Origin of the sequence: Advenella sp. RU8 (genome assembly GCF_048381675.1) — a bacterium.
GTDB lineage: Bacteria > Pseudomonadota > Gammaproteobacteria > Burkholderiales > Burkholderiaceae_B > Advenella.
Genome location: NZ_JBLWIS010000007.1, coordinates 107,542 through 127,034, shown reverse-complemented (window position 1 = coordinate 127,034; position 19,493 = coordinate 107,542). Strand labels below are relative to the sequence as shown.

Annotated in this window: 17 protein-coding genes; 13 read left to right on the top strand and 4 right to left on the bottom strand. The window is 52.5% G+C overall.

The window, feature by feature from the left end; translation table 11 throughout:
- Window positions 1-65 precede the first annotated feature (65 nt).
- On the top strand, window positions 66-401 hold the full coding sequence (locus ACM5Q9_RS10290; protein WP_418144644.1) for a phage holin family protein: 336 nt from the start codon (window positions 66-68) through the stop codon (window positions 399-401).
- A 1-nt stretch (window position 402) separates the two neighbouring features.
- Window positions 403-1,245 carry a methylenetetrahydrofolate reductase [NAD(P)H] gene (metF, locus tag ACM5Q9_RS10285; RefSeq protein ID WP_418144643.1) on the top strand — a complete coding sequence of 281 codons (843 nt, stop codon included), beginning with the start codon at window positions 403-405 and terminating at the stop codon, window positions 1,243-1,245.
- Window positions 1,246-1,313: 68 nt separating this feature from the next.
- Here the strand turns inward: metF and ACM5Q9_RS10280 are convergent, their stop codons facing one another.
- On the bottom strand, window positions 1,314-1,928 hold the full coding sequence (locus tag ACM5Q9_RS10280; protein WP_418144642.1) for a 5-formyltetrahydrofolate cyclo-ligase: 615 nt from the start codon (window positions 1,926-1,928) through the stop codon (window positions 1,314-1,316).
- 23 nt (window positions 1,929-1,951) lie between these two features.
- Here ACM5Q9_RS10280 and ACM5Q9_RS10275 point away from each other — a divergent pair, with 23 nt between their 5' ends.
- On the top strand, window positions 1,952-4,009 hold the full coding sequence (locus ACM5Q9_RS10275) for a transglycosylase SLT domain-containing protein (RefSeq protein ID WP_418144641.1): 2,058 nt from the start codon (window positions 1,952-1,954) through the stop codon (window positions 4,007-4,009).
- Window positions 4,010-4,030: 21 nt separating this feature from the next.
- Window positions 4,031-5,200: a hypothetical protein gene (locus ACM5Q9_RS10270; RefSeq protein ID WP_418144640.1), complete on the top strand. Its 1,170-nt coding sequence runs from the start codon at window positions 4,031-4,033 to the stop codon at window positions 5,198-5,200.
- An 11-nt stretch (window positions 5,201-5,211) separates the two neighbouring features.
- Here ACM5Q9_RS10270 and ACM5Q9_RS10265 read toward each other — a convergent pair whose 3' ends face one another.
- Entirely contained in the window at window positions 5,212-6,396 is a 1,185-nt protein-coding gene (locus ACM5Q9_RS10265) for a class I SAM-dependent methyltransferase (RefSeq protein ID WP_418144639.1), read from the bottom strand.
- 206 nt (window positions 6,397-6,602) lie between these two features.
- Here ACM5Q9_RS10265 and ACM5Q9_RS10260 point away from each other — a divergent pair, with 206 nt between their 5' ends.
- The 5 genes from ACM5Q9_RS10260 (at window position 6,603) to ACM5Q9_RS10240 (ending at window position 12,465) form a co-directional block, all read left to right on the top strand.
- Complete coding sequence (locus ACM5Q9_RS10260; protein ID WP_418144638.1) at window positions 6,603-7,982, top strand: imelysin family protein; 1,380 nt, start codon at window positions 6,603-6,605, stop codon at window positions 7,980-7,982.
- Window positions 7,983-8,047: 65 nt separating this feature from the next.
- Entirely contained in the window at window positions 8,048-9,364 is a 1,317-nt protein-coding gene (locus ACM5Q9_RS10255; RefSeq protein ID WP_418144637.1) for a di-heme oxidoredictase family protein, read from the top strand.
- Window positions 9,361-10,362, top strand: a complete 1,002-nt coding sequence (locus tag ACM5Q9_RS10250; RefSeq protein WP_418144636.1) for an imelysin family protein — start codon at window positions 9,361-9,363, stop codon at window positions 10,360-10,362. The genes ACM5Q9_RS10255 and ACM5Q9_RS10250 overlap by 4 nt, the downstream gene beginning before the upstream one ends.
- A 2-nt stretch (window positions 10,363-10,364) precedes the next feature.
- Window positions 10,365-11,378, top strand: a complete 1,014-nt coding sequence (locus tag ACM5Q9_RS10245; protein ID WP_418144635.1) for a sterol desaturase family protein — start codon at window positions 10,365-10,367, stop codon at window positions 11,376-11,378.
- Entirely contained in the window at window positions 11,260-12,465 is a 1,206-nt protein-coding gene (locus tag ACM5Q9_RS10240; RefSeq protein ID WP_418144634.1) for a cytochrome-c peroxidase, read from the top strand. The genes ACM5Q9_RS10245 and ACM5Q9_RS10240 overlap by 119 nt, the downstream gene beginning before the upstream one ends.
- Window positions 12,466-12,564: 99 nt before the next feature.
- Here the strand turns inward: ACM5Q9_RS10240 and ACM5Q9_RS10235 are convergent, their stop codons facing one another.
- Complete coding sequence (locus tag ACM5Q9_RS10235; RefSeq protein ID WP_418144633.1) at window positions 12,565-13,692, bottom strand: acyl-CoA dehydrogenase family protein; 1,128 nt, start codon at window positions 13,690-13,692, stop codon at window positions 12,565-12,567.
- 49 nt (window positions 13,693-13,741) lie between these two features.
- A complete protein-coding gene (locus ACM5Q9_RS10230; protein WP_418144632.1) occupies window positions 13,742-14,536 on the bottom strand; it encodes an IclR family transcriptional regulator in 795 nt (264 codons plus the stop codon).
- Window positions 14,537-14,660: 124 nt separating this feature from the next.
- Here ACM5Q9_RS10230 and ACM5Q9_RS10225 point away from each other — a divergent pair, with 124 nt between their 5' ends.
- The 4 genes from ACM5Q9_RS10225 (at window position 14,661) to ACM5Q9_RS10210 (ending at window position 19,472) form a co-directional block, all read left to right on the top strand.
- Entirely contained in the window at window positions 14,661-15,842 is a 1,182-nt protein-coding gene (locus ACM5Q9_RS10225; RefSeq protein ID WP_418144631.1) for a thiolase family protein, read from the top strand.
- A 24-nt stretch (window positions 15,843-15,866) separates the two neighbouring features.
- Window positions 15,867-16,631 (top strand): SDR family NAD(P)-dependent oxidoreductase, encoded by a 765-nt coding sequence (locus ACM5Q9_RS10220; RefSeq protein ID WP_418144630.1) that lies wholly within the window; start codon window positions 15,867-15,869, stop codon window positions 16,629-16,631.
- Between the two features lie 108 nt (window positions 16,632-16,739).
- Window positions 16,740-17,735 carry a Bug family tripartite tricarboxylate transporter substrate binding protein gene (locus ACM5Q9_RS10215; RefSeq protein WP_418144629.1) on the top strand — a complete coding sequence of 332 codons (996 nt, stop codon included), beginning with the start codon at window positions 16,740-16,742 and terminating at the stop codon, window positions 17,733-17,735.
- 45 nt (window positions 17,736-17,780) lie between these two features.
- A complete protein-coding gene (locus ACM5Q9_RS10210) occupies window positions 17,781-19,472 on the top strand; it encodes a long-chain-fatty-acid--CoA ligase (RefSeq protein ID WP_418144628.1) in 1,692 nt (563 codons plus the stop codon).
- Window positions 19,473-19,493 lie beyond the last annotated feature (21 nt).

Below are 19,493 nucleotides of genomic sequence, written 5' to 3'. Positions count from 1 at the left end.
CTATGGATTTATTGTATGAAAGCTGTCTTTAAGGCAGCTTCCGATCCCATTTTCTGGAGCAGCAAATGTCATTAATTCTTATCTGGGTATTGCAGGCGTTGGCGTTGATGGTGGTTGCCTATATCCTGCCTGGCGTCACGGTTGCCAGCTTTGGCGCGGCATTGATTGCATCAGTCATATTGGGGCTGGTCAATACAGTTATTTATCCTATGCTGGTATTTCTTACCTTTCCCATTACGATTGTTACCCTTGGATTGTTCCTGTTTGTCCTGAATGCATTGCTGTTCTGGCTGGTGGGTTCTCTGTTCAACGGGTTCCAGGTTGATGGTTTCTGGTGGGCGCTGGCCGGGGCATTAGTCTATAGTATTATTTCAGGGATCCTTTTAAATCTTTTGAATTAATATGAGTTCGTTTTCCAAAGAGTCATTCAGCCTGGAATTTTTTCCACCGCGAGATCAGGCAGGGCGTGAGCGTCTGGTAGGTACGGCCAAGCAGTTGCAAATCATCAACCCGAGCTATGTCAGTGTGACTTTCGGGGCCGGAGGCTCAACGCGTGAAGGTACTGCAGAAACCGTGCGTCTTTTTTCCCAAATGGGTTACGAGGCGGCGCCGCATTTGTCATGTATAGGGGCCGACAAGGCCAGTATCTGCCAAATCCTTGATACCTATCGGGATGAAGGCATAAGGCGCCTGGTTGCCTTGCGTGGTGATTTGCCTTCGGGCATGGGTGTGGTAAGCAGCGATTTGCGCCATGCCAGTGATCTGGTGAAGTTGGTGCGCGAGCATTCCGGTGACTGGTTTCATGTCGAAGTGGCTGCCTATCCTGAAATGCATCCGCAGGCGCAGGGGTTTGAGCAGGATATTGAACACTTTGTGCAAAAAGTCAGGGCAGGTGCCGACAGTGCCATCACGCAGTATTTCTTTAATGCCGATGCCTATTTCAGTTTTGTGGATAGCGTGCGGGCCAGGGGCGTGGATATTCCGATTGTGCCGGGGATCATGCCAATTACCAATCACACGCAACTGGTTCGTTTTTCACAAATGTGTGGGGCTGAAATTCCACGCTGGATCCGTTTGCGTCTGGCCGAGTTTGGCGACGACAAACAGGCGATTCGCCAGTTTGGTGCGGAAGTGGTGACCAAGTTGTGCCAGGAGCTTATTGATAATGATGTACCCGGCCTTCATTTCTACACCCTTAACAATGCCGAAGCGACCCTGTCGATCTGGGAAAACCTGACGTATTGATCAAGCGATACCGGTTATGGCCCGGTTGGGTATCGTGATAACCGTCCCAGTCCTGCCCGCCAAGACATTTATTTGGTTGGCGTATGCAGGCCTGAGGGCGTGAGGATATGGTCAAGCGGGATATCATGGGGTTCCGGGAGATAAGGAACGGTAATTTCGCCTTCGTCCCAGGCAATGCCGATTTTGATGAACGCGTGTCCTTTTTCGTGCAGTTTTGCCAGGGTGCGGTCATAATAGCCTTTGCCGTATCCAATCCTGTGCCCGTCGCGGGTAAAGCCCAAGGTTGGCACCAGTATGATATCGGCAGGTAATGATTTTTCACTTAATTGGGGCTCGGGTATATTGAACTTGCCCGGTTGTAATGGCGTTGTTGCCGTCCAGCGGTAAAATTCAAGTGAACTGTCCAGTGCCGTTATGCAGGGCAAACTAATTTCATGGCCCAGTTGATCCAGCTCGGTTAACAGGGGGATCAGGTCGGGTTCTTCTTTGATGGGCCAAAATCCGGCAATCCGGCATGAGGGTTGTGGATGTGTCTGGATAAACTGCCTGAACCAGGTCATGAAGTGTTGCCGTATCTGGTCGCTGTATTGTTTACGGGTTGATGCCGCCAATGCCTGGCGGGAAGCCGTCAGCGACTTGCGTATTTCCTGATTGTTCATGCGTGCTGTTCGGGTTATGTTCATAGGTATCGGTTTTGGGGATCAAAATGACAGGAAGTAATCATTCAAGAAAAACAAGAATAACACGTTGGGGCCTTTTCAAGAAACAGGCGCCCCGTTGGCAGGTGGGCTTGCTTCCCGTGATGTTGTTGTTAACGGCCTGTGCCGAAACCTCGACCTCGGCCGCTGAAAAGAAAATTGAAGGCCGGCTCGCGTCATCGGTGCAATATTATGGCGCGCCGGTACAAGTGCCTGCCACGGCACGCAATGCCGTGATTTCCGCTTACGAGGCCATGCAGGCAAAAAATTGGGCGCAATTGCCCGTGTTTGCCCAGCAGGCCCGTGATGATCATGAGCTGGGCGAGTACCCCATGTTCTGGTACTTGCGCAATCAAATCAGAAGCAGGTCAGCACCTATTCCAGCCAATGAAATTCTGGCTTTTCTTGAGCAAAGCCAGAATCCTTATTTGCATGAGCGCTTGAAAGCCGACTGGATACTCGAGGCAGCACGCACCAAGGACTTTGCCACGGTGCGCAAACTGGGCAATGTGAATTTGAATAGTGCACAAGTGGATTGCGCCATTTTGCATGCCCGGCATATGGGCAATGACCGTGTCAGCGCCAGCCAGGCAATCAGTGCATTCAAGCCTGGCGCCGCTTGCTGGGATATGATGGCGCAGCTGTATGCCGCAAAAGTGCTGCAATGGGATCATATCCAGCCCTTGTTGCGAGATGATATTGAATATGACAACAAGGCAAATGCCCGGCGTTATGCGGCCATGTTGTTCAGCCCCGCGCAAATGAAAGATTACGATGCGCTCATGGCCAATCCCAAAGCCTGGCTGTCGGGTCAAAGCGGTAAGCCACAAAGCCGCCAGCAGGAAGAATTAAGAACCTTGGCATTCAGCCGTTTGGCCAGGCAAGACCGTGAAGGCGGCTATGCGTTTTTGCAGGGTGACGGCAACACGCTGGTTTCAGCTGAGAACCGACAGTGGATCCTTGCCCAGTTTGGCCTGGTTTCCGTATTGAACCTGGAAGACCGCGCGGACCAATGGTACCGCCAGGCTGGTGAAGACTTTCGTTTAAGTGAATACAATCACGCCTGGCGTGTTCGTGCGGCTTTGCGTCAACCGCGCATAGACTGGCCTTGGGTGGTTAAAACCATTGGCATGATGCCGCCAGGGCAACAGCAGGAACCTACCTGGAAATACTGGAAAGCCCGTGCCCAGCAGGCCATGGGTAATACAGGGGCTGCCCGCCAGGGATTTGAGGCAGTTGCCAATGAGGACCATGGTTTTTATGGGCAACTGGCTACCGAGGCATTGGGCCGTAAAATTACCCTGCCACCCCAGCCGCCGGCCAGTAATGCGGCCGAGTTGGCGCATATCAGGCAGAACCGTGGCTTGCAGCGTGCTGTCAGCCTGTTCAATCTGGGCTGGCGACCCGAAGCGGTTGCCGAATGGAATTTTGCCATCAAGGGCCTGAATGACCGTGAACTGATTGCGGCGGCCGAATGGGCCGTGCAGGAGAATGTTTATGACCGGGCCATTAATACCTCTTTGCTCACACAGGGTGATATCAATTTCAGGCAGCGATACCTGGCTCCTTTCGAAGGGAAAGTTGGCCAGCAGGCACGTAATGTGGGGCTCGACCCGGCGTGGGTGTATGGCCTGATCAGGCAGGAATCCCGGTTTGTGCCGGTTGCCCGTTCCCAGGTGGGGGCGGCTGGCCTGATGCAGGTCATGCCCGGTACGGCACGGATGGTGGCTAATAAAATTGGCATGTCTGACTTTTCATTGAGTGATGTGAACGAGTTTGAAACCAATACGGTGTTGGGCACGTCTTACCTGAGCATGGTGAAGAGTGATTTGGGCAACTCCGAGGTATTGGCCACGGCTGGCTATAATGCCGGCCCGAATCGTCCCAAACGCTGGCGCAGCAGTTTATCGGGACCGGTGGAAGGGGCCATTTTTGCCGAAACCATTCCGTTTACCGAAACCCGGCTTTATGTAAAGCATGTCATGTCTAATGCGACTTGGTACGCGACCCTGTTCACCGGGGAGCCGCAATCATTGGTGCAACGGTTGGGCACGGTTACGCCATAGCCATGACTGGAGCAGGTTCAAGTGGGAAGTAAGCAAAGCAATTGTCTGGAAGGCCTGGATGTTTATATTGTGGGTGGTGCGGTACGCGACCGCTTGCTGGGCCTGCCGGAAGGTGACAAGGATTGGGTGGTGGTGGGTGCCGAACCCGAAGACATGACCGCTCGCGGGTTTATTCCCGTGGGCGGTGACTTTCCGGTGTTTTTGCATCCGCAAACCAAAGAAGAATATGCACTGGCCCGTACTGAAAGAAAATCGGGACGTGGTTACCAGGGCTTTACATTTTACACCGGCAAGGATGTCCGCCTTGAAGACGACCTGAAACGGCGCGATCTCACCATCAATGCCATGGCGCAGGACAGGGACGGGAACATCATTGATCCCTTGAACGGGCAGGCGGATTTGCAGGCACGTTTGTTTCGGCATGTGGGTGAGGCCTTCATCGAAGACCCGGTCAGGATTTTGCGGGTGGCCCGTTTTGCCGCTCGATTCAGCCAGTTCAGTCTGGCAGATGAAACCCGTCAATTGTGCCGGGAGATGGTCGACAACGGTGAAGTGGATGCCCTGGTGCCGGAGCGGGTCTGGAAAGAAGTTTCCCGTGGCATGCTGTATGAAAAACCATCCAGAATGTTCAATCTGCTTGCGGATGTCAATGCCTTGCCCCGGGTGATGCCTCAGCTGGTATGGAACCAACGGATTGCCGCTTTGCTGGATGCCGCGCATGGGTGCGGTTTGCCGTTGCCGTCGCGTTTTGCGATTTTATGTCTTGATTCCCCTGATGTGGAAGGCTTGTCCAGGCACCTGCGAGTGCCAAATGATTGCCTTGATTATGCCCGTTTGTTGCAGATTGCCAGGGCTGAAATCGGGGTGCTGGCACAATGGCAGCCTGACAATTGCCTGGAAAGGGCCGACCGAATCGTGGGCATTATCGAGCGCTGTGACGGCATTCGTAAGCCGGAGCGCTTCATGGATCTGGTGATAGCGTGTGCATGTGTGCAAACGGTTTCAGAAGCTGAAGCAGATAAGGGTGGTGTTGGGGTGCTTGCGTCTGTCTGGCGCATGTGTCTTGACCGTGCCCGGGAAACCGATGCCGGTGCCATTGCCCGTGAACATGTCGGCCAGCCCCGTTTGATCAAGGATGCGGTCAGGCAGGCACGGGTTGAATCGGTATATGAATATCTGGTTCAATCCTGAATGGTTTGCTTTTAAAGCATATGGCGACGGTCACCACGGGAGAAGCCCATCAAGGGCTCATCAATGTCAAACCCGATAGCCAAAACCTTGAACAGTTCACCCATTTCGGCTTCGGACAGCAGCTTTTGTACCGGGCCGATTTCTTTTGCGTACCGGATGGCATCTTGTGGGTCCAGGCTTGAGAGCAGTTCCATCAGTCCACAGTTGAGCAGGAAGTTGGCCTGTGAGGTATAGCCCAGGACTTCCAGTCCGCCTTCAAGGGCGGCATCGGCCATGGCCGTGAAATCCACATGGGCGGTAATATCCTGGATGCCCGGATAGACCAGCGGATTGCCGTGGGCATGATGGCGCAAGTGGCACATCAATGTTCCCTGGGCCCGTTGGGGGTGGTAATACTCTTTTTGTGGAAAACCATAATCAATTAAAAAAGCCACGCCTTTGGTCAGCCAGCGTCCCATTTCATGAATCCAGGTCTCGGCCTGCAGGTTTATTTCAGAGGTATAGCCGGCAAAGGCGGGCATGCGGCTGGCCATTTTTTCAGCCAGCAGGGCAGGGGCAGGCTGGTTGGTCAGGATGAAATGGCCGTTGGCGTCCAGGGTTACCCGCTTTTCCGCCAATGTGCCATTGTTTTCCCATTGGAACAGCATAACCGGCATGGCATCCAGCACTTCGTTGGCAATTACGCACCCTTCAAAGCGTTCGGGCAGGTGCTCAAGCCACTGAACTTGTCCCTTGAAACCGGACAGTTTTTCCTGTTGCCTTGCCTTCAGGTCCGGTGAAAGTTCAAGAATAAAATAATTGATATTGGGGTTGTCAAGGGCGAGCAATATGTCATGGGCCAGAATGCCTGAGCCGGCACCGAACTCAAGAATATCCAGCGTACCCGTTGCCTGATGAACCTGCCGGATTTGCCGGGCCAGCGTACGGGCAAACCAGGGGCTTAATTCGGGGGCGGTGGTAAAGTCACCGGCCAGGCCGTGGCTGACAGGCTGGTCACGTTCATTACCCAGTTTGGTATTGCCACTGGTGTAGTAGCCTAGCCCGGGGGCGTACAGGGCCTCGTGCATCCATTGTTGAAAAGAAAGGCTGCCTTGGCTGGCCACGAGCTTTTTCAGGTGGGCGGCGGTGCGGGCGCTGTGCTCAAGGGAAGCGGGGTCTATTTCAGGTAGGCTGTTGTTGGATGCGTGATGGGACATGGTGCTGAAATCAAAAATAATGCGTTGGGATATTGTATATAAAACCAACGTGTAGCGAGGGCAATCGTGGATTGGGCCGCAATAGGGAGTGCACATGCCGGGGTTTTTGATCAATATCAACATAAACTTTTTAAAACAACGTTACATTCATATACTTTAATGTCTATAATAATAACGATTATCATTTACCATTCTGGATATTTCACATGAATACTCGTACTTTCAAGAAGATTTCATTAAGTGTCATGGCGGCCTTTGCATTGGCGGCCGTCAGTGTGCCTTTGTCTGCGCCGGTGCAGGCCAATACCAAAGCGCAGGCAAGCGCCGGGCAAAAAACCGTGGCCAGTGATGTCCTTAAAACCTACGCTGCCCAGGCACATCAGTTTTATGCAGACAGCGTCCGGGATCTTGAAAAACTGCAAACGGCCATTAATGCATTTGTTGAAAATCCAACCGCGGACACGCTGGATGCCGCCAAGAAAGCCTGGTTGCAGGCACGTGAAAGCTACGGCCTGACCGAGGTTTTCCGCCTGTCCGAAGGGCCGATTGATGCCGAAGACGGCTGGGTTGCCGATGCTTATGGTGCACTTGAGGGCCAGATCAATGCATGGCCGCTTGACGAGCACATGATTGATTACACCCTGGATGCCGATAACAACCGCACCAGCGGCAACATCATAGATACTGTTGGAAAATTCACGCCGGGTGGCGAAAATGCCAAAGCGGTTGATGTTACTGAAATTACCGTTGAAGCCCTTAATGCGCTGAACGAAAATGGCGGCGAGGCCAACGTGGCATCGGGTTACCATGCCATTGAGTTCCTGCTTTGGGGCCAAGACCAGGATTACAACAATTTCATTGAAGACAAGGTTAGCAATGGCGCCAAAACGGCCGGGCAGCGTCCTTTAAGCGACTTTACCACAGATCCGTTTGCCAAGCGCCGCCTGGCTTACCTGCAAGCCGCCACCAACAAGCTGCTGGCTGATGTCAGTACCGTGGCCGGAGCATGGGACACCAAGCTGGATGGCAATAAAGGCCTGTATCGTGCCGCGCTCCTGTCTGAGTTAACGGGTGAAAATGCCGCTAAAAACATTCCCGCCGAAACTGCACTGCGCCAGATATTGGCGGGCATGGGGGTATTCATCAAGTCGGAGCTGGCCAATGAACGTATTGCCGTGGCTGTGTTAACGCCTAGCGAAGAAGACGAGCATTCCTGCTTTTCCGATAATACGCACCGTGATATCGTGCGTAATTATGAGGGTTTTAAAGACGTCCTGTTAGGCAATATTCATGGGAAGAAAGCCGGCCCGACTCCTTATGATGCCCTGGATGACAAGGAAAAGGCCGAGGTTGATGCCCTGATGGCGAAAATCGAGGAGCGTCTTGAAAAAATGGATGCCCTGGCAAAATCAACCATGCACTTTGATTACCAGATCATGCCCGAGCATAAAGGGGAAGCAAAAAATATTGTTTCCATGAAAAATGACATGCGCAGGCTGGGTGACCTGATGATTCCCGTGGCGGCCGCTTTTAATATCAAACTAAGTGAGTCAGACGTTACTGATGCTGAAGAAACCCAGCTCTAGGGCATTTGTATAAAAGGAAAAAAGTGTTTAGTCCGGCCGTTTTGAAAACAGGGTTGACATTGTTAATGGTTTTGCCCGCCGCAGGCAATATTCATGCAGGGCAGCTTGTCAAAGCGGCCACACAAACGCAGCCGGAGCAAACTTCCTTGCCAGCCGGGGCAGAGGATTTGCTGGTAACCGGCCGATCCTTTTTTTCGGTTCCCTGGGTGGCGGCTCCCAGCGCTACCACTGCCCGGGATGGTTTGGGGCCTTTATTCAACAGCAATACCTGTGCCAGCTGCCATCAGGTAAAAAATACGGGTAGCCTGCTGAATGCAAACGGCCATCTTTCCCGTGCCCTGGTGGTGAAGCTTGCCCAGCCTCAGGCGCATGCGGGTCGTGACAAAACCGTCATTACCGTACCTGATCCTGTTTATGGATATCAAATTGCCATTAACGGGATCAGTGGCGTGTTGTTCGAGGCCCATCCGGGGCTGACCGGTCATGTAAAGCAGGTTACGTTTCCTGATGGCAGCGTGGTTGAGCTGAAATGGCATACCCCATTTCTTGAGCAACTTAATTACGGGCCGTTAAACGCCAAGACCACGCTAAGTTTGCGCCTGGCACCCATGCTTAACGGAACCGGCCTGATAGAGCAGATTCCTGAACAGGAGATCCTGGCCTGGGCCGACCCTGAGGACCAGGATAATAATGGTATTTCAGGCCGGCCGAATTGGGTTTATGATCCCTTGCACAAGATTTTTATGCTTGGGCGGTTTGGTTACAAGGCCAGCCAGTCCAGCGTCATGATGCAAACGGCAGATGCTGCGGCCCATGACATGGGGTTAAGTAATCCTTATTTTCCGCAAGAATTATGTACGCCTTCTCAGGCCGCCTGTTTGCAGGCACCGGCTGGCAGACCGTCCGCAAGGGGTGAAACCCTGGATTTGCCCATGAGCCGGCTTGAGGCCATCAGTTTTTACGTTAACCATCTTAACGGTTCGGCCAGGCAAGACAGCGATGTTTTGCCCCAGGCCGTGACGGCCGGTAAAAAACTGTTCAATGCAATTGGCTGTGCCCAGTGTCACCGTCCCGCTTTCAAAACCGTCAAGGGAAGCGGCATTTTCCCTTACAGCGATTTTCTGCTGCATGACATGGGGCCGGAACTGGCCGACGGCCGGCCCGAATTCGAGGCTGGCATCAACGAATGGAAAACCGCGCCTTTATGGGGTGGTGCCACAAAGAAACGCAAGGGCTGGCGTTACTTGCATGACGGGCGTGCTGCCAGCCATCTTGAGGCCATTTTGTGGCATGGGGGCGAAGCCGGTGCGGCGCGCCAGGCGTTCATGCAGCTAAGCGCTTCCCAGCGCGAACAACTTATTCAATTTCTGGAATCTTTATGAAACAAGTCCTTGCCCTGATCGCCTTGTTGTATGCAAGCGTTGTGTATGCCGCTCCCGATCTGTCGGGGCCGGTGGCATCGGTGTATGACAAGGTTATTGTACAGAATGCCAACGATAGTGTTGATGCTTGCAATAATTTTAAACTTGAACTTGAAAAGACCTCGGCCGGTTCAGGCAATGAAATGCTTGATGCCGCGTTCAGGCAACTGGTGCTTGGCTGGAAGAAAGTTGAGGTCACCTATATTGCCGGCGATCTTGATGCCGATTACCTGGACACGCCGCGTTATATTGATGTTTTTCATAACAGTAATGAAGATTTAAGCGCCATCATGCAGCGCCAGCTGGCTTCCGGCAGCCCGGCCAACAAAGCACTGTTCAAGAACTCGTTTAAAACAGTCAATGCTCTTGAAGCACTGCTTTACGCCGATGCCGTTTTGTCTGCCCGCGACCTGGCATTTGCGGCTGTCATGGCAGACAGTATTTGCGGGCATCTACAGGAAATCGCCACCGTTTATGCGCAAAACCGCAAGGCTTTGCTGGCTGAGCCGGAAAAGGCATTGGCATTGTATATCCATGCCTTGTCAAACAGTGTTTTTGCTGTCAAAGAGTGGCGGATTGGTGATCCGGCCGGCTTAAGCCGGAAGTATAAAGACCGGCCCAATGCCGGGCGTAGCGAATATGCCTTAAGCGGTTATAGCCTGGATGCCATCAAGGCGATTTTCCAGGTTCATCAGGCGATGATGGGCGAGCAGGCTTATGCTAACCTGTCTGATGTCATCAAGGCGTATCAGGCCAGTGAACTGGCCGGGCAAATTACACAAACCCTGGAGCAGGGCAGTACACGGCTTGCTTCGTTAAATAGCAAAGACTTTGCTTTTGAGCCCGGGCAGAGCCGTCTTTTGTATGATAACGCTACGCAGTTATACAACCATTATTATGTCAGTCTGCTCAGTGCCTTGCCCATTGTGGGCAAAATCCTGGAAGCGGACGGAGACTGATCATGCCCTGGGATTATGTGGCTGAATCAGGGCAGCGCCTGTTCTGGCTTTACCTGCTTTCTTCCGCCCTTATCGCCTTGTTGTTTACCGGTTTGAGGGCAGTCCGGCAACAGGGGTTTTCAATCAGGCAATACTGGCTGCACCCCAGTGCATTGCTGGATTACCGTTATTTCTTTGTGAGCTGGTTCATCAAGGTATTCATGCTGGCGCCGTTGCTGGTGTCGGCCAAAAGCGTTGCCCTGTGGACATTCCAGCTGGTTTCTGCCTGGGTACCGCGGCTTGAATGGAACCCGTCTTACGAAACACTGGCTTTTTTATATACCGCCAGCCTTTTTGTGGCGAGTGATTTTACCCGTTACTGGCTGCATCGCTGGCTGCATACCAATAAATGGCTGTGGCAATTTCATAAAGTGCATCATAGTGCGCCGGTGCTGAATCCGCTGACTTTTTACCGGGTTCATCCGGTAGAAAATTTTTTGTTTGGCCTGCGTTATGCGCTTAGTGCGGGCGTGGTGACCGGCTTGTTCATGGTCCTGTTCGGGCCCCGTTTGAGTCTTGTAACCCTCATGGGTGCCAATGCGTTCATTTTTGTGTTTTCCCTGCTGGGCAGCAATTTGCGGCATTCGCATGTGTTTCTGGGGTATCCGGCCTGGCTGGAGCGTTGGTTCATTTCCCCGGCCCAGCATCAGGTGCATCATTACAGCCGCTATGCCCGTTTCAATTATGGTGGTTATCTGGGTGTCTGGGACTGGATATTCGGTTCCCTGATGCCTTCCGGCAAGGCGGAGCGTGCTGGGCAGTTTGGGTTTCAGGCGCAACAAATGAATGCGTACTGCACGATACCGCAGCTGTTATATGCGCCTTTTGTTTCATGTTACCGTTTACTTGGGTACTATTATGCAAAAAAGAAAACAGTTATTAACAGCGAGTCTAGCCGCAGGCTTGGTGGCCTGTCTCGTGTGGAGCGGGCAGAATCCGGTTCAGGCCCGGTCACCGTCCCAGACGGAAGGACATAAGCCCGAAGAAGAAAAAATTGCGCTGGGCCGCATGCTGTTTTTTGACGTAAGTCTGTCCAAAAACCGTACCCAAAGCTGTGCCACTTGTCACGATCCGGGACGGGCTTTTACCGATGGTCGCAGCAATGCCGGCAAGGGCATGGTGTCATTGGGTGATGATGGTATTTCTTATGGCAATCGCAACACGCCCACTGCCATGTATGCCAAATTTTCGCCCGATTTTCATTTCAATCAGAAAACCGGGCAATATGTGGGCGGGCAGTTTCTGGACGGGCGGGCAAAAGACCTGGCTGAACAATCGGGCCAACCACCCTTGAACCTGGTGGAAATGAATATGCCAAGTGTGGGTAGCATTATTGAACGCCTTAAACAGAATGAGCATTATCACAAAACGTTCCGTGCGCTGTATGGCGATGCCGTCTGGAACAGTGATGAAACGGCCTACGAGGCCATGATGCAGTCTTTGGCCGCCTTTGAACGCACCGGGCAGTTCGCGCCGTTCAATTCAAAATACGATAAATACCTGCGCGGAGAATATGAATTGACGGTACTGGAAGACCTGGGCCGGACCCTGTTTTTTTCAAACCAGAACGTGAACTGTTCGGTTTGCCACAAGCTGCATGCCGAAGATGCGCCCAAAGAAACCTTCACCAATTATGAATACCATAATATCGGTGTGCCACGCAATGAAGACGTGGTGGCGCTGAACCAACTGGCCCGGGAATTTGCCGATCATGGCCTGCTGGAAAATCCGCAGGTTGATGACCCTGCCCAGAAGGGTAAATTCAAGGTGCCAACTTTGCGCAATATAGCGGTCACCGGGCCTTATATGCATAACGGCGTATTCAAAGACCTGCGCACAGTCGTGCTTTTTTATGACAAGTACAATAACCCAAAAAGCCAGATCAACCCGGAAACCGGCCAACCCTGGGGCGAGGCTGAAGTGCCCGAAACGGTCAACCTAGCAGATTTAAGGGCCAATGCGCTGACTGACCGCAAAGTAGATGCCCTAGTGGCGTTTATGGAATTGCTGACCGACGAGGAATACGAGCATTTATTGGAAAAAAAGCCGGCAGCGGATAAATAGGCACGGAGGATGACGGGCGGCTTTGTACGGCAAAGAAGAAATAGCCGCCCGGTAAACAATAGCCGTTGTTAAAAACACGTTTTGCCGGAACGCATACGCTTAAAGCGTGCGGGCAATAATCTCTTTCATGATCTCATCGCTGCCACCGTAAATGCGGCCGATACGCGCATCAATCCAGGCATTGCCAATGCCATATTCCGACATATAACCGTAGCCCCCATGCATTTGCAGGAACATGTCCAGCAGTTGTCCCTGCATTTGCGTGGCATTCAATTTGGCCATGGCAGCCTGGGCGGGTGAGAGGGCTTTTTCCAGATGCAATTGAATGCAATGATCAACAAAAACCCGCAGCATGGTGCTTTGCGCCTTGGCTTCGGCCAGTTTGAAACGGGTGTTCTGGTAATCGAAAACGGTTTGCCCGAAGGTTTTGCGGTCCCGGGTATAGGCAATGGTTTTTTCCAGGAAGGCTTCGATAGAGGCTGCGGCCCGCACCGCAATCACCAGGCGTTCTTGCGCCAGTTCGTGCATGAGGTAGCTGAAGCCGGCATTTTCTTCGCCAAGGCGGTTGGCAACGGGCACTTTGACATTGTCAAAGAACAGTTCAGAGGTGTCCTGGGCATGCAGGCCGATTTTTTCCAGCTTCCTGCCTTTGCTGAAACCTGGGGTATTGGCTTCTACGCAAATAAGTGAAATGCCTTTGGCGCCCAGGTCCGGATCGGTCTTGCAAACCACAATTACCAGGTCGGCGTTCTGGCCGTTGGTAATAAAGGTTTTCTGGCCATTGATAATGTAGTGCTCACCGTCACGTTTTGCCGTGGTCCTGACCGCTTTCAGGTCGCTGCCGGTGCCGGGTTCAGTCATGGCAATGGCGCCAATCACTTCTCCGCTGGCCATTGCAGGCAGCCAGCGGTCTTTTTGTTCTGTCGTGCCGTAGCGGAATATATAGGGGGCGACAATATCCGAATGCAGGTTAAAGCCCAGGCCGCTGGCATTGACCTTACCCAGTTCTTCTATAAGCACGGCGGAATGGCCAAAGTCGCCACCACCGCCATAAGGCTCGGGCAACATGCAGTTAAGCAGGCCTTCTTTGCCGGCCTTGGTCCATACCGATTTGGGTACAACACCGTCTTTTTCCCACTGGGCATGGAATGGGGTGACTTCTTTTTCCACAAATCGTTGTACCTGAGTGCGGAAGTGTTCATGGTCATCTCTGAATACGGTTCTCATTGCTTTGTCTCTCTTGATGGTTTTTGGATAGTAAAAAACGGCTTTTCGCCTAATTTGCATAATTCGGGTTGCCCAAGGATGACTCAATGGTGCGTACCAAGGTGATTAACCGTGGTGCGATATCGTCATCAATCCGTTTGCTTTCCGGGCTGTAAACCGGTACTGAAGCGGCAAACATCCAGTACTCGTTGTCGATGGGCTTTTTAAGGGGAACGGCAATCGCGTCAATTTCGCGGTTGAAATCACGATGTCCACGACAGAAACCCAGTTGTTCAAGGTCTTTTTTGGCATCGGCCAGCCGTTCTTCAAACCAGGCCCGTTGCCCTGGGTATTTTCTTTCTAAATCTTCCATGTATTCCTGCTGGAATTGCACCGGGATAGAACTGATATATGCCCTGCCTGTAGAGGTTTTGGAAATGGACATGCGAACCCCGGCTTCGGGGCGGTAAATTTTGCTGTTCTTGCCTTGGGCAATTTCGATGTAGCACATTTTGTCGCGGGTAGCCATGACTAGTTGCACCTGGCCCGAGATGTAATCGGCCAGTTCCTGCATCAGGGGGCGCGCCAGCTGGCGGATGGTCATGCGTTGCAATACGGGGGCTGACAGGTTCAGCAGGCCGACACCAGGCACATATTTGGACAGGCGCTCGGAGTAGCGGATGAGTTCGAATTCGCACAGGGTTTCTAGCAGGCGGAACAGGGTGGGTTTGGGCAGGCCGGTTTTTTCGGCAATGTCCTTGGCGCTAAGTTCATATTGCACAGGAGAAAAACAATTCAGGATCGTGATACCCCGCGCCAGGGCGCTGACCAGTTTGCTTTCATCGGGTTTGATTGGTGTAGACATTATTTTCCTTTTTTTTGAGACGGATTTATTTCCTCTTTTAATAAATTATGATACATTGATATCAAAATATCAATTAAATATTAAAAATAATGAAACTAATGTTTCATTTAATTGGAGATAATTCATGCAAGAAGCCGTTATCGTCGACGCAATCCGAAGCCCGATGGGTCGTTCCAAATCGGGAGGCGCCTTTACCAACATGCATCCGACCGATTTGCTGGCACAGGTGCTCAAAGGACTTGTTGAACGCAATAAGCTTGATCCAGGCCTGGTAGATGACGTCATTACCGGCTGCGTCGGGCAGGTGGGTGAGCAATCGGCAACGCCGGGCCGGGTTGCCTGGCTGGCTGCAGGGTTCCCCGAGCATGTGCCTTCTACCACCATTGACCGTAAATGTGGCTCCAGCCAGCAGGCCGTGCATTTTGCCGCACAGGGCATCATGTCGGGAGCGTACGATATCGTGATTGCCTGCGGTATCGAATCCATGAGCCGGGTCCCCATGGGCATTGCCAAACTTGACCATAATCCTTATGGCGAAGGTTTTCTGGAGCGTTATGCACCTGGCCCCGTTTCACAAGGCATTTCGGCAGAACTGGTGGCTTCCAAGTGGGACATTTCCCGAAAAGAACTGGATGAATATAGTGCGCGTTCACACGAGCGTGCGCATCATGCACGTGAAGAAGGTCTGTTTGACCGCGAGATTTTTCCTGTCCAAACGCCAAACGGTATCGTTAATAAAGATGAAACCATCCGCCCAGGCACAAAGGCCGAAAAACTGGCTGAATTGAAGCCTTCTTTTTTGAATCCGGATATGGAAACCCGCTTTCCGCATATCGAATGGCAGGTAACGGCAGGCAATTCTTCCCAGATCAGTGACGGTGCCTCTGCGATGCTCATCATGAGCCGGGCTATGGCAGACAAGCTGGGCCTGAAGCCCCGTGCTCGTTTTGTGGCTTTTGACGTGCGGGGTGATGATCCGGTGCTGATGTTAACGGCGCCTATTAGCTCAAGCCGCAAAGCCATTGAAAAGAGTGGCCTGACAACCGAAGAGATTGACCATTTTGAAGTCAATGAGGCTTTTGCCTGCGTGCCACTGGCCTGGCAGCGCGAACTCAAGGTGGATGACGGTCGCCTGAATCCGCGGGGTGGGGCAATCGCCCTGGGCCATCCATTGGGGGCATCGGGCATCCGCCTGATGACAACCATGTTGCATGCACTGGAGGACAATCAACAGCGCTACGGCCTGCAAACCATGTGTGAGGCCGGTGGTATGGCAAATACCACTATTATTGAAAGATTGAACTAATTATTATAAGGTAGGAGATACATTATGCAGTTGCAGGAAAATATGTCGGCACTTGTGACGGGTGGCGCATCGGGGCTGGGTTTGGCTACGGTTGAAAAATTGTTGGCCAAAGGGATGGATGTGGTCATTGTCGATTTGAATGACAAGGGCCAGGAAGTGGCTAATCAATTGGGTGGCAAAGCGCATTTTGTCAAGGCGGATGTCTGCGATCCGGTACAGATGAAGGTGGCGGTGGACAAGGCGGTTTCGCTGGCACCGTTGCGTGCCTTGGTTAATTGTGCCGGTTATGGTGGCCCTATCCGCTTGGTGGAAAAAGACGGGGAGCCCGGTTCACTGGAAAAATTCGAGGCCATTATCCGGGTCAATGTGATTGGCACTTTCAATTCATTAAGGCTGGCCACTGCGGCCATGGCCAAAAACGAACCGATTGACAATGAGCGGGGCGCTTGCGTCCTGACGGCCTCAGTGGCGGCTTATGAGGGCCAGATTGGCCAGATCGCTTATTCGGCAGGCAAGGCCGGTATCGTGGGCATGACGCTGGTTGCCGCCCGTGACCTGGCACAGCGCCAGATTCGGGTCAACACCATTGCACCAGGCCTGTTTGATACGCCCCTGTTGGCAAGGCTGCCAGAGCATGTCAAATCTGCTTTGGGCGCTTCGGTACCGCACCCGGCCCGCCTGGGTTATCCAGCTGAATTTGCCTCGCTGGCGCAGCAAATGCTGGAAAATGCCATGTTGAATGGCGAAACCATCCGGCTTGACGGAGCCATCAGGATGGCACCACGCTAGTTGAGTCGTAACCAAGCAGTAATTGGAACCCGTGCCGGATATAAAAAACAGCAACTGGCCGGCGTTCCTCAACAATCGCAGTAGATTCTGAATTGACAGGAGACAGAAATGAAGAAATTTACAAGACGTACCGCTTTATCCATGATGTGTGCTTCCGTGTTGGGGTTAAGCGGCTTGTTGGCCGAACCGGCACAGGCGGCAAGTGGCAATTATCCTAATCAATCCATTCGTGTGGTGGTGCCCTATCCGCCTGGTGGTGGCACCGACACCATTGCCCGCATGATTACCGGTGAACTTGCCAAAGAACTGGGCGCCACAGTTTGGGTTGAAAACAAGCCGGGTGCCAGTGGCACGATTGGCAACCAGTTAGTGGCCAAGGCCGCCCCTGACGGTTACACCGTATTGCTGGGTATCACGGCATTGGTTCAGGCACCATGGCTTTACAAGGGCCTGCCTTATGATGTGGAAAAAGAACTGGCACCGGTGTCACAGGTAGCGCTGTCATCAGATGTGTTTGTGGTCAAGCATGATTTGCCGGTCAATACCATGGAAGAGTTTATTGCCCATGTGAAACAGAATCCGGGTAAATATTCCTATGGCTCATACGGAAACGGCACCTCATCTCATTTGCATGGTGAACAGTTCAAGCTGGTTAACGGGCTAGATCTCATGCATGTACCCTATCGTGGCTCGGGCCCCGAGGTGACCGCCATGCTGGGGGGCGAGCTGACCGCTGCCTTTATTGATATTACGGCAATCAGTCCGCACCTTAAGTCTGATAAATTCAAGATTCTGGGGGTGACTGGTGCCAAGCGCCTGACTTCCTTGCCTGATACAAGAACGTTCAAGGAAATGGGCCTGAATGGTTTCAATTCCAATGGCTGGTTTGGATTTTTTGTCCCACGCGGTACGCCGGAGCCTGTTGTCGCGTTGTTAAGCGAGAAAATCCAGAAAGTAATGCGTATGCCAAAAATTCATGACCGTTTGGTCGATATGGGACTAAGGCCGGTTGGCAATACGCCCGAGGAATATGAGGCAATTGTCAAAGCCGACCTGGAGAGCTACGGCAAGATTGTCAGGGAAACGGGGTTACGCCTGGATTAAACCGGTAACCGCAAAGACATATTGAATCAGGAGGAGATAATAAAAGTGAAGCAGGCTAAAAATAAATTCTGGCCCAAGGGTGTACCGCTTTCTTGCATGGTACCGCAGGTGACGTTGCCCCATTTTCTGGAGGCCGCTGCCTTGCGGTACCCTGAAAAAACGGCGATTGTGTATTGCGGTGAAAATATCAGCTATGCAAGGCTGAAACAATATGTCGATGCGATGTCCGGCTATATGCAAAAGCAAATGCACATAGCCAAAGGCGACCGTGTTTTATTAATGAGCCAGAACTGTCCGCAGTTTGTGATTGTGTATTACGCGGTACTGCAACTGGGTGGGGTGATCGTACCGGTAAACGCCATGTGCACCACCCCGGAAATCCAGTACTACATGGAGGATAGTGGTGCACGCTGTGCATTTGTAGCCCAAGAGTTGTTACCGCAAATCCTGCCCTGCATGGCGCAAAATCGGCCAGATGGCTTGCGCCATGTCATGGTGCATGCTTATGGCGATTTTGTTGCCGACTTGAATAATCCGGACTTGCCAGATCTGGTCAAGCAGGCAAAAGCATGGGAACCTGCACCGGGACTGGTTGATTTTGCGGCGGCTGTGGCCGCTGCCTTGCCTTTGAGTCCAGTACAGGTTGATCCTGACGACTTCTGCGTCCTGCCCTATACCTCGGGCACCACCGGTCATCCGAAGGGTTGCATTCATACGCATGCAACCTTGCTGGCTTCACTCAATAGTTCAGCCATATGGCGCAGCCTGCATGCCGAATCGGTTTTTCTGGCGGTGGCACCCATGTTTCATATGCTGGGCATGCAAAATGGCATGAATTTGCCCATCATGCTGGGGGCAACCGTGGTCATGATGCCGCGATGGCATGCCGGGCAGGCCCTGGCCCTGATTGAAAAGCACCGGGTGTCGGTCTGGACGGCACCACCCGCGATGGTGCTGGATTGTTTCTCGCAACCTGATGTATTGCAACGTGACTTGTCCAGCCTGGCTTTGCTGGGTGGTGGCGGTGCGGCCATGCCCGAGGCGGTGGCAACCATGCTCAAGGAACGTTTTGACATTGTTTATAACGAAGGTTATGGCATGACCGAGACGGCCTCATTCCTGCATTGCAATCCGGTGGCTCACGCCAAACGCCAGTGTCTGGGTATCCCCACCCAGGATGTGGATTCGCGGATTGTCGATCCGGGTACATTGCAGGAATTGCCGCAGGGAGAAGTGGGCGAACTGGTTACCAGTGGCAAGCAGGTCATGAAGGGTTACTGGAATAATGAGCAGGCCAACGAAGAGTCCTTTATTGAACTGGATGGCAAGCGGTTTTTCAGGACGGGTGACCTGGCGCGTATTGATGAAGATGGCTATTTCTTCATGAGCGACCGTTTGAAGCGCATGATTAACGTTTCCGGTTACAAGGTTTGGCCCAGCGAGGTTGAAAATGCCATGTACCAGCATCCGGCCATCCATGAGGTGTGCATTGTTGGTATTCAGGATGAGCGTAAGGGGGAAGTGGTCAAGGCCTTGGTGGTGCTTAAGCCCGGTTATGAAGGCAGGGTTTCTGGCCAGGAGATCATTGACTGGGCACGGGAAATCATGGCGGTTTACAAGGCACCCAGGTTGGTGCAGTTTGTGGATGGTTTGCCCAAGTCTAATACCGGCAAGATCATGTGGCGCAAGCTGCAGGAAGAACAAAACGAACCGCAGGCTTCTGGTTCTGCTTGCTAACGGAAAATGCTAGCGTTGCCA

What these genes read in the sequence shown, in the direction of transcription:
- ACM5Q9_RS10290 (WP_418144644.1), top strand. Translation starts at nt 66, where the DNA reads ATGTCATTAATTCTTATCTGGGTATTGCAGGCGTTGGCGTTGATGGTG.
- metF (WP_418144643.1), top strand. Translation starts at nt 403, where the DNA reads ATGAGTTCGTTTTCCAAAGAGTCATTCAGCCTGGAATTTTTTCCACCG.
- ACM5Q9_RS10280 (WP_418144642.1), bottom strand. Translation starts at nt 1,928, where the DNA reads ATGAACATAACCCGAACAGCACGCATGAACAATCAGGAAATACGCAAG.
- ACM5Q9_RS10275 (WP_418144641.1), top strand. Translation starts at nt 1,952, where the DNA reads ATGACAGGAAGTAATCATTCAAGAAAAACAAGAATAACACGTTGGGGC.
- ACM5Q9_RS10265 (WP_418144639.1), bottom strand. Translation starts at nt 6,396, where the DNA reads ATGTCCCATCACGCATCCAACAACAGCCTACCTGAAATAGACCCCGCT.
- ACM5Q9_RS10260 (WP_418144638.1), top strand. Translation starts at nt 6,603, where the DNA reads ATGAATACTCGTACTTTCAAGAAGATTTCATTAAGTGTCATGGCGGCC.
- ACM5Q9_RS10255 (WP_418144637.1), top strand. Translation starts at nt 8,048, where the DNA reads ATGGTTTTGCCCGCCGCAGGCAATATTCATGCAGGGCAGCTTGTCAAA.
- ACM5Q9_RS10250 (WP_418144636.1), top strand. Translation starts at nt 9,361, where the DNA reads ATGAAACAAGTCCTTGCCCTGATCGCCTTGTTGTATGCAAGCGTTGTG.
- ACM5Q9_RS10245 (WP_418144635.1), top strand. Translation starts at nt 10,365, where the DNA reads ATGCCCTGGGATTATGTGGCTGAATCAGGGCAGCGCCTGTTCTGGCTT.
- ACM5Q9_RS10240 (WP_418144634.1), top strand. Translation starts at nt 11,260, where the DNA reads ATGCAAAAAAGAAAACAGTTATTAACAGCGAGTCTAGCCGCAGGCTTG.
- ACM5Q9_RS10235 (WP_418144633.1), bottom strand. Translation starts at nt 13,692, where the DNA reads ATGAGAACCGTATTCAGAGATGACCATGAACACTTCCGCACTCAGGTA.
- ACM5Q9_RS10230 (WP_418144632.1), bottom strand. Translation starts at nt 14,536, where the DNA reads ATGTCTACACCAATCAAACCCGATGAAAGCAAACTGGTCAGCGCCCTG.
- ACM5Q9_RS10225 (WP_418144631.1), top strand. Translation starts at nt 14,661, where the DNA reads ATGCAAGAAGCCGTTATCGTCGACGCAATCCGAAGCCCGATGGGTCGT.
- ACM5Q9_RS10220 (WP_418144630.1), top strand. Translation starts at nt 15,867, where the DNA reads ATGCAGTTGCAGGAAAATATGTCGGCACTTGTGACGGGTGGCGCATCG.
- ACM5Q9_RS10215 (WP_418144629.1), top strand. Translation starts at nt 16,740, where the DNA reads ATGAAGAAATTTACAAGACGTACCGCTTTATCCATGATGTGTGCTTCC.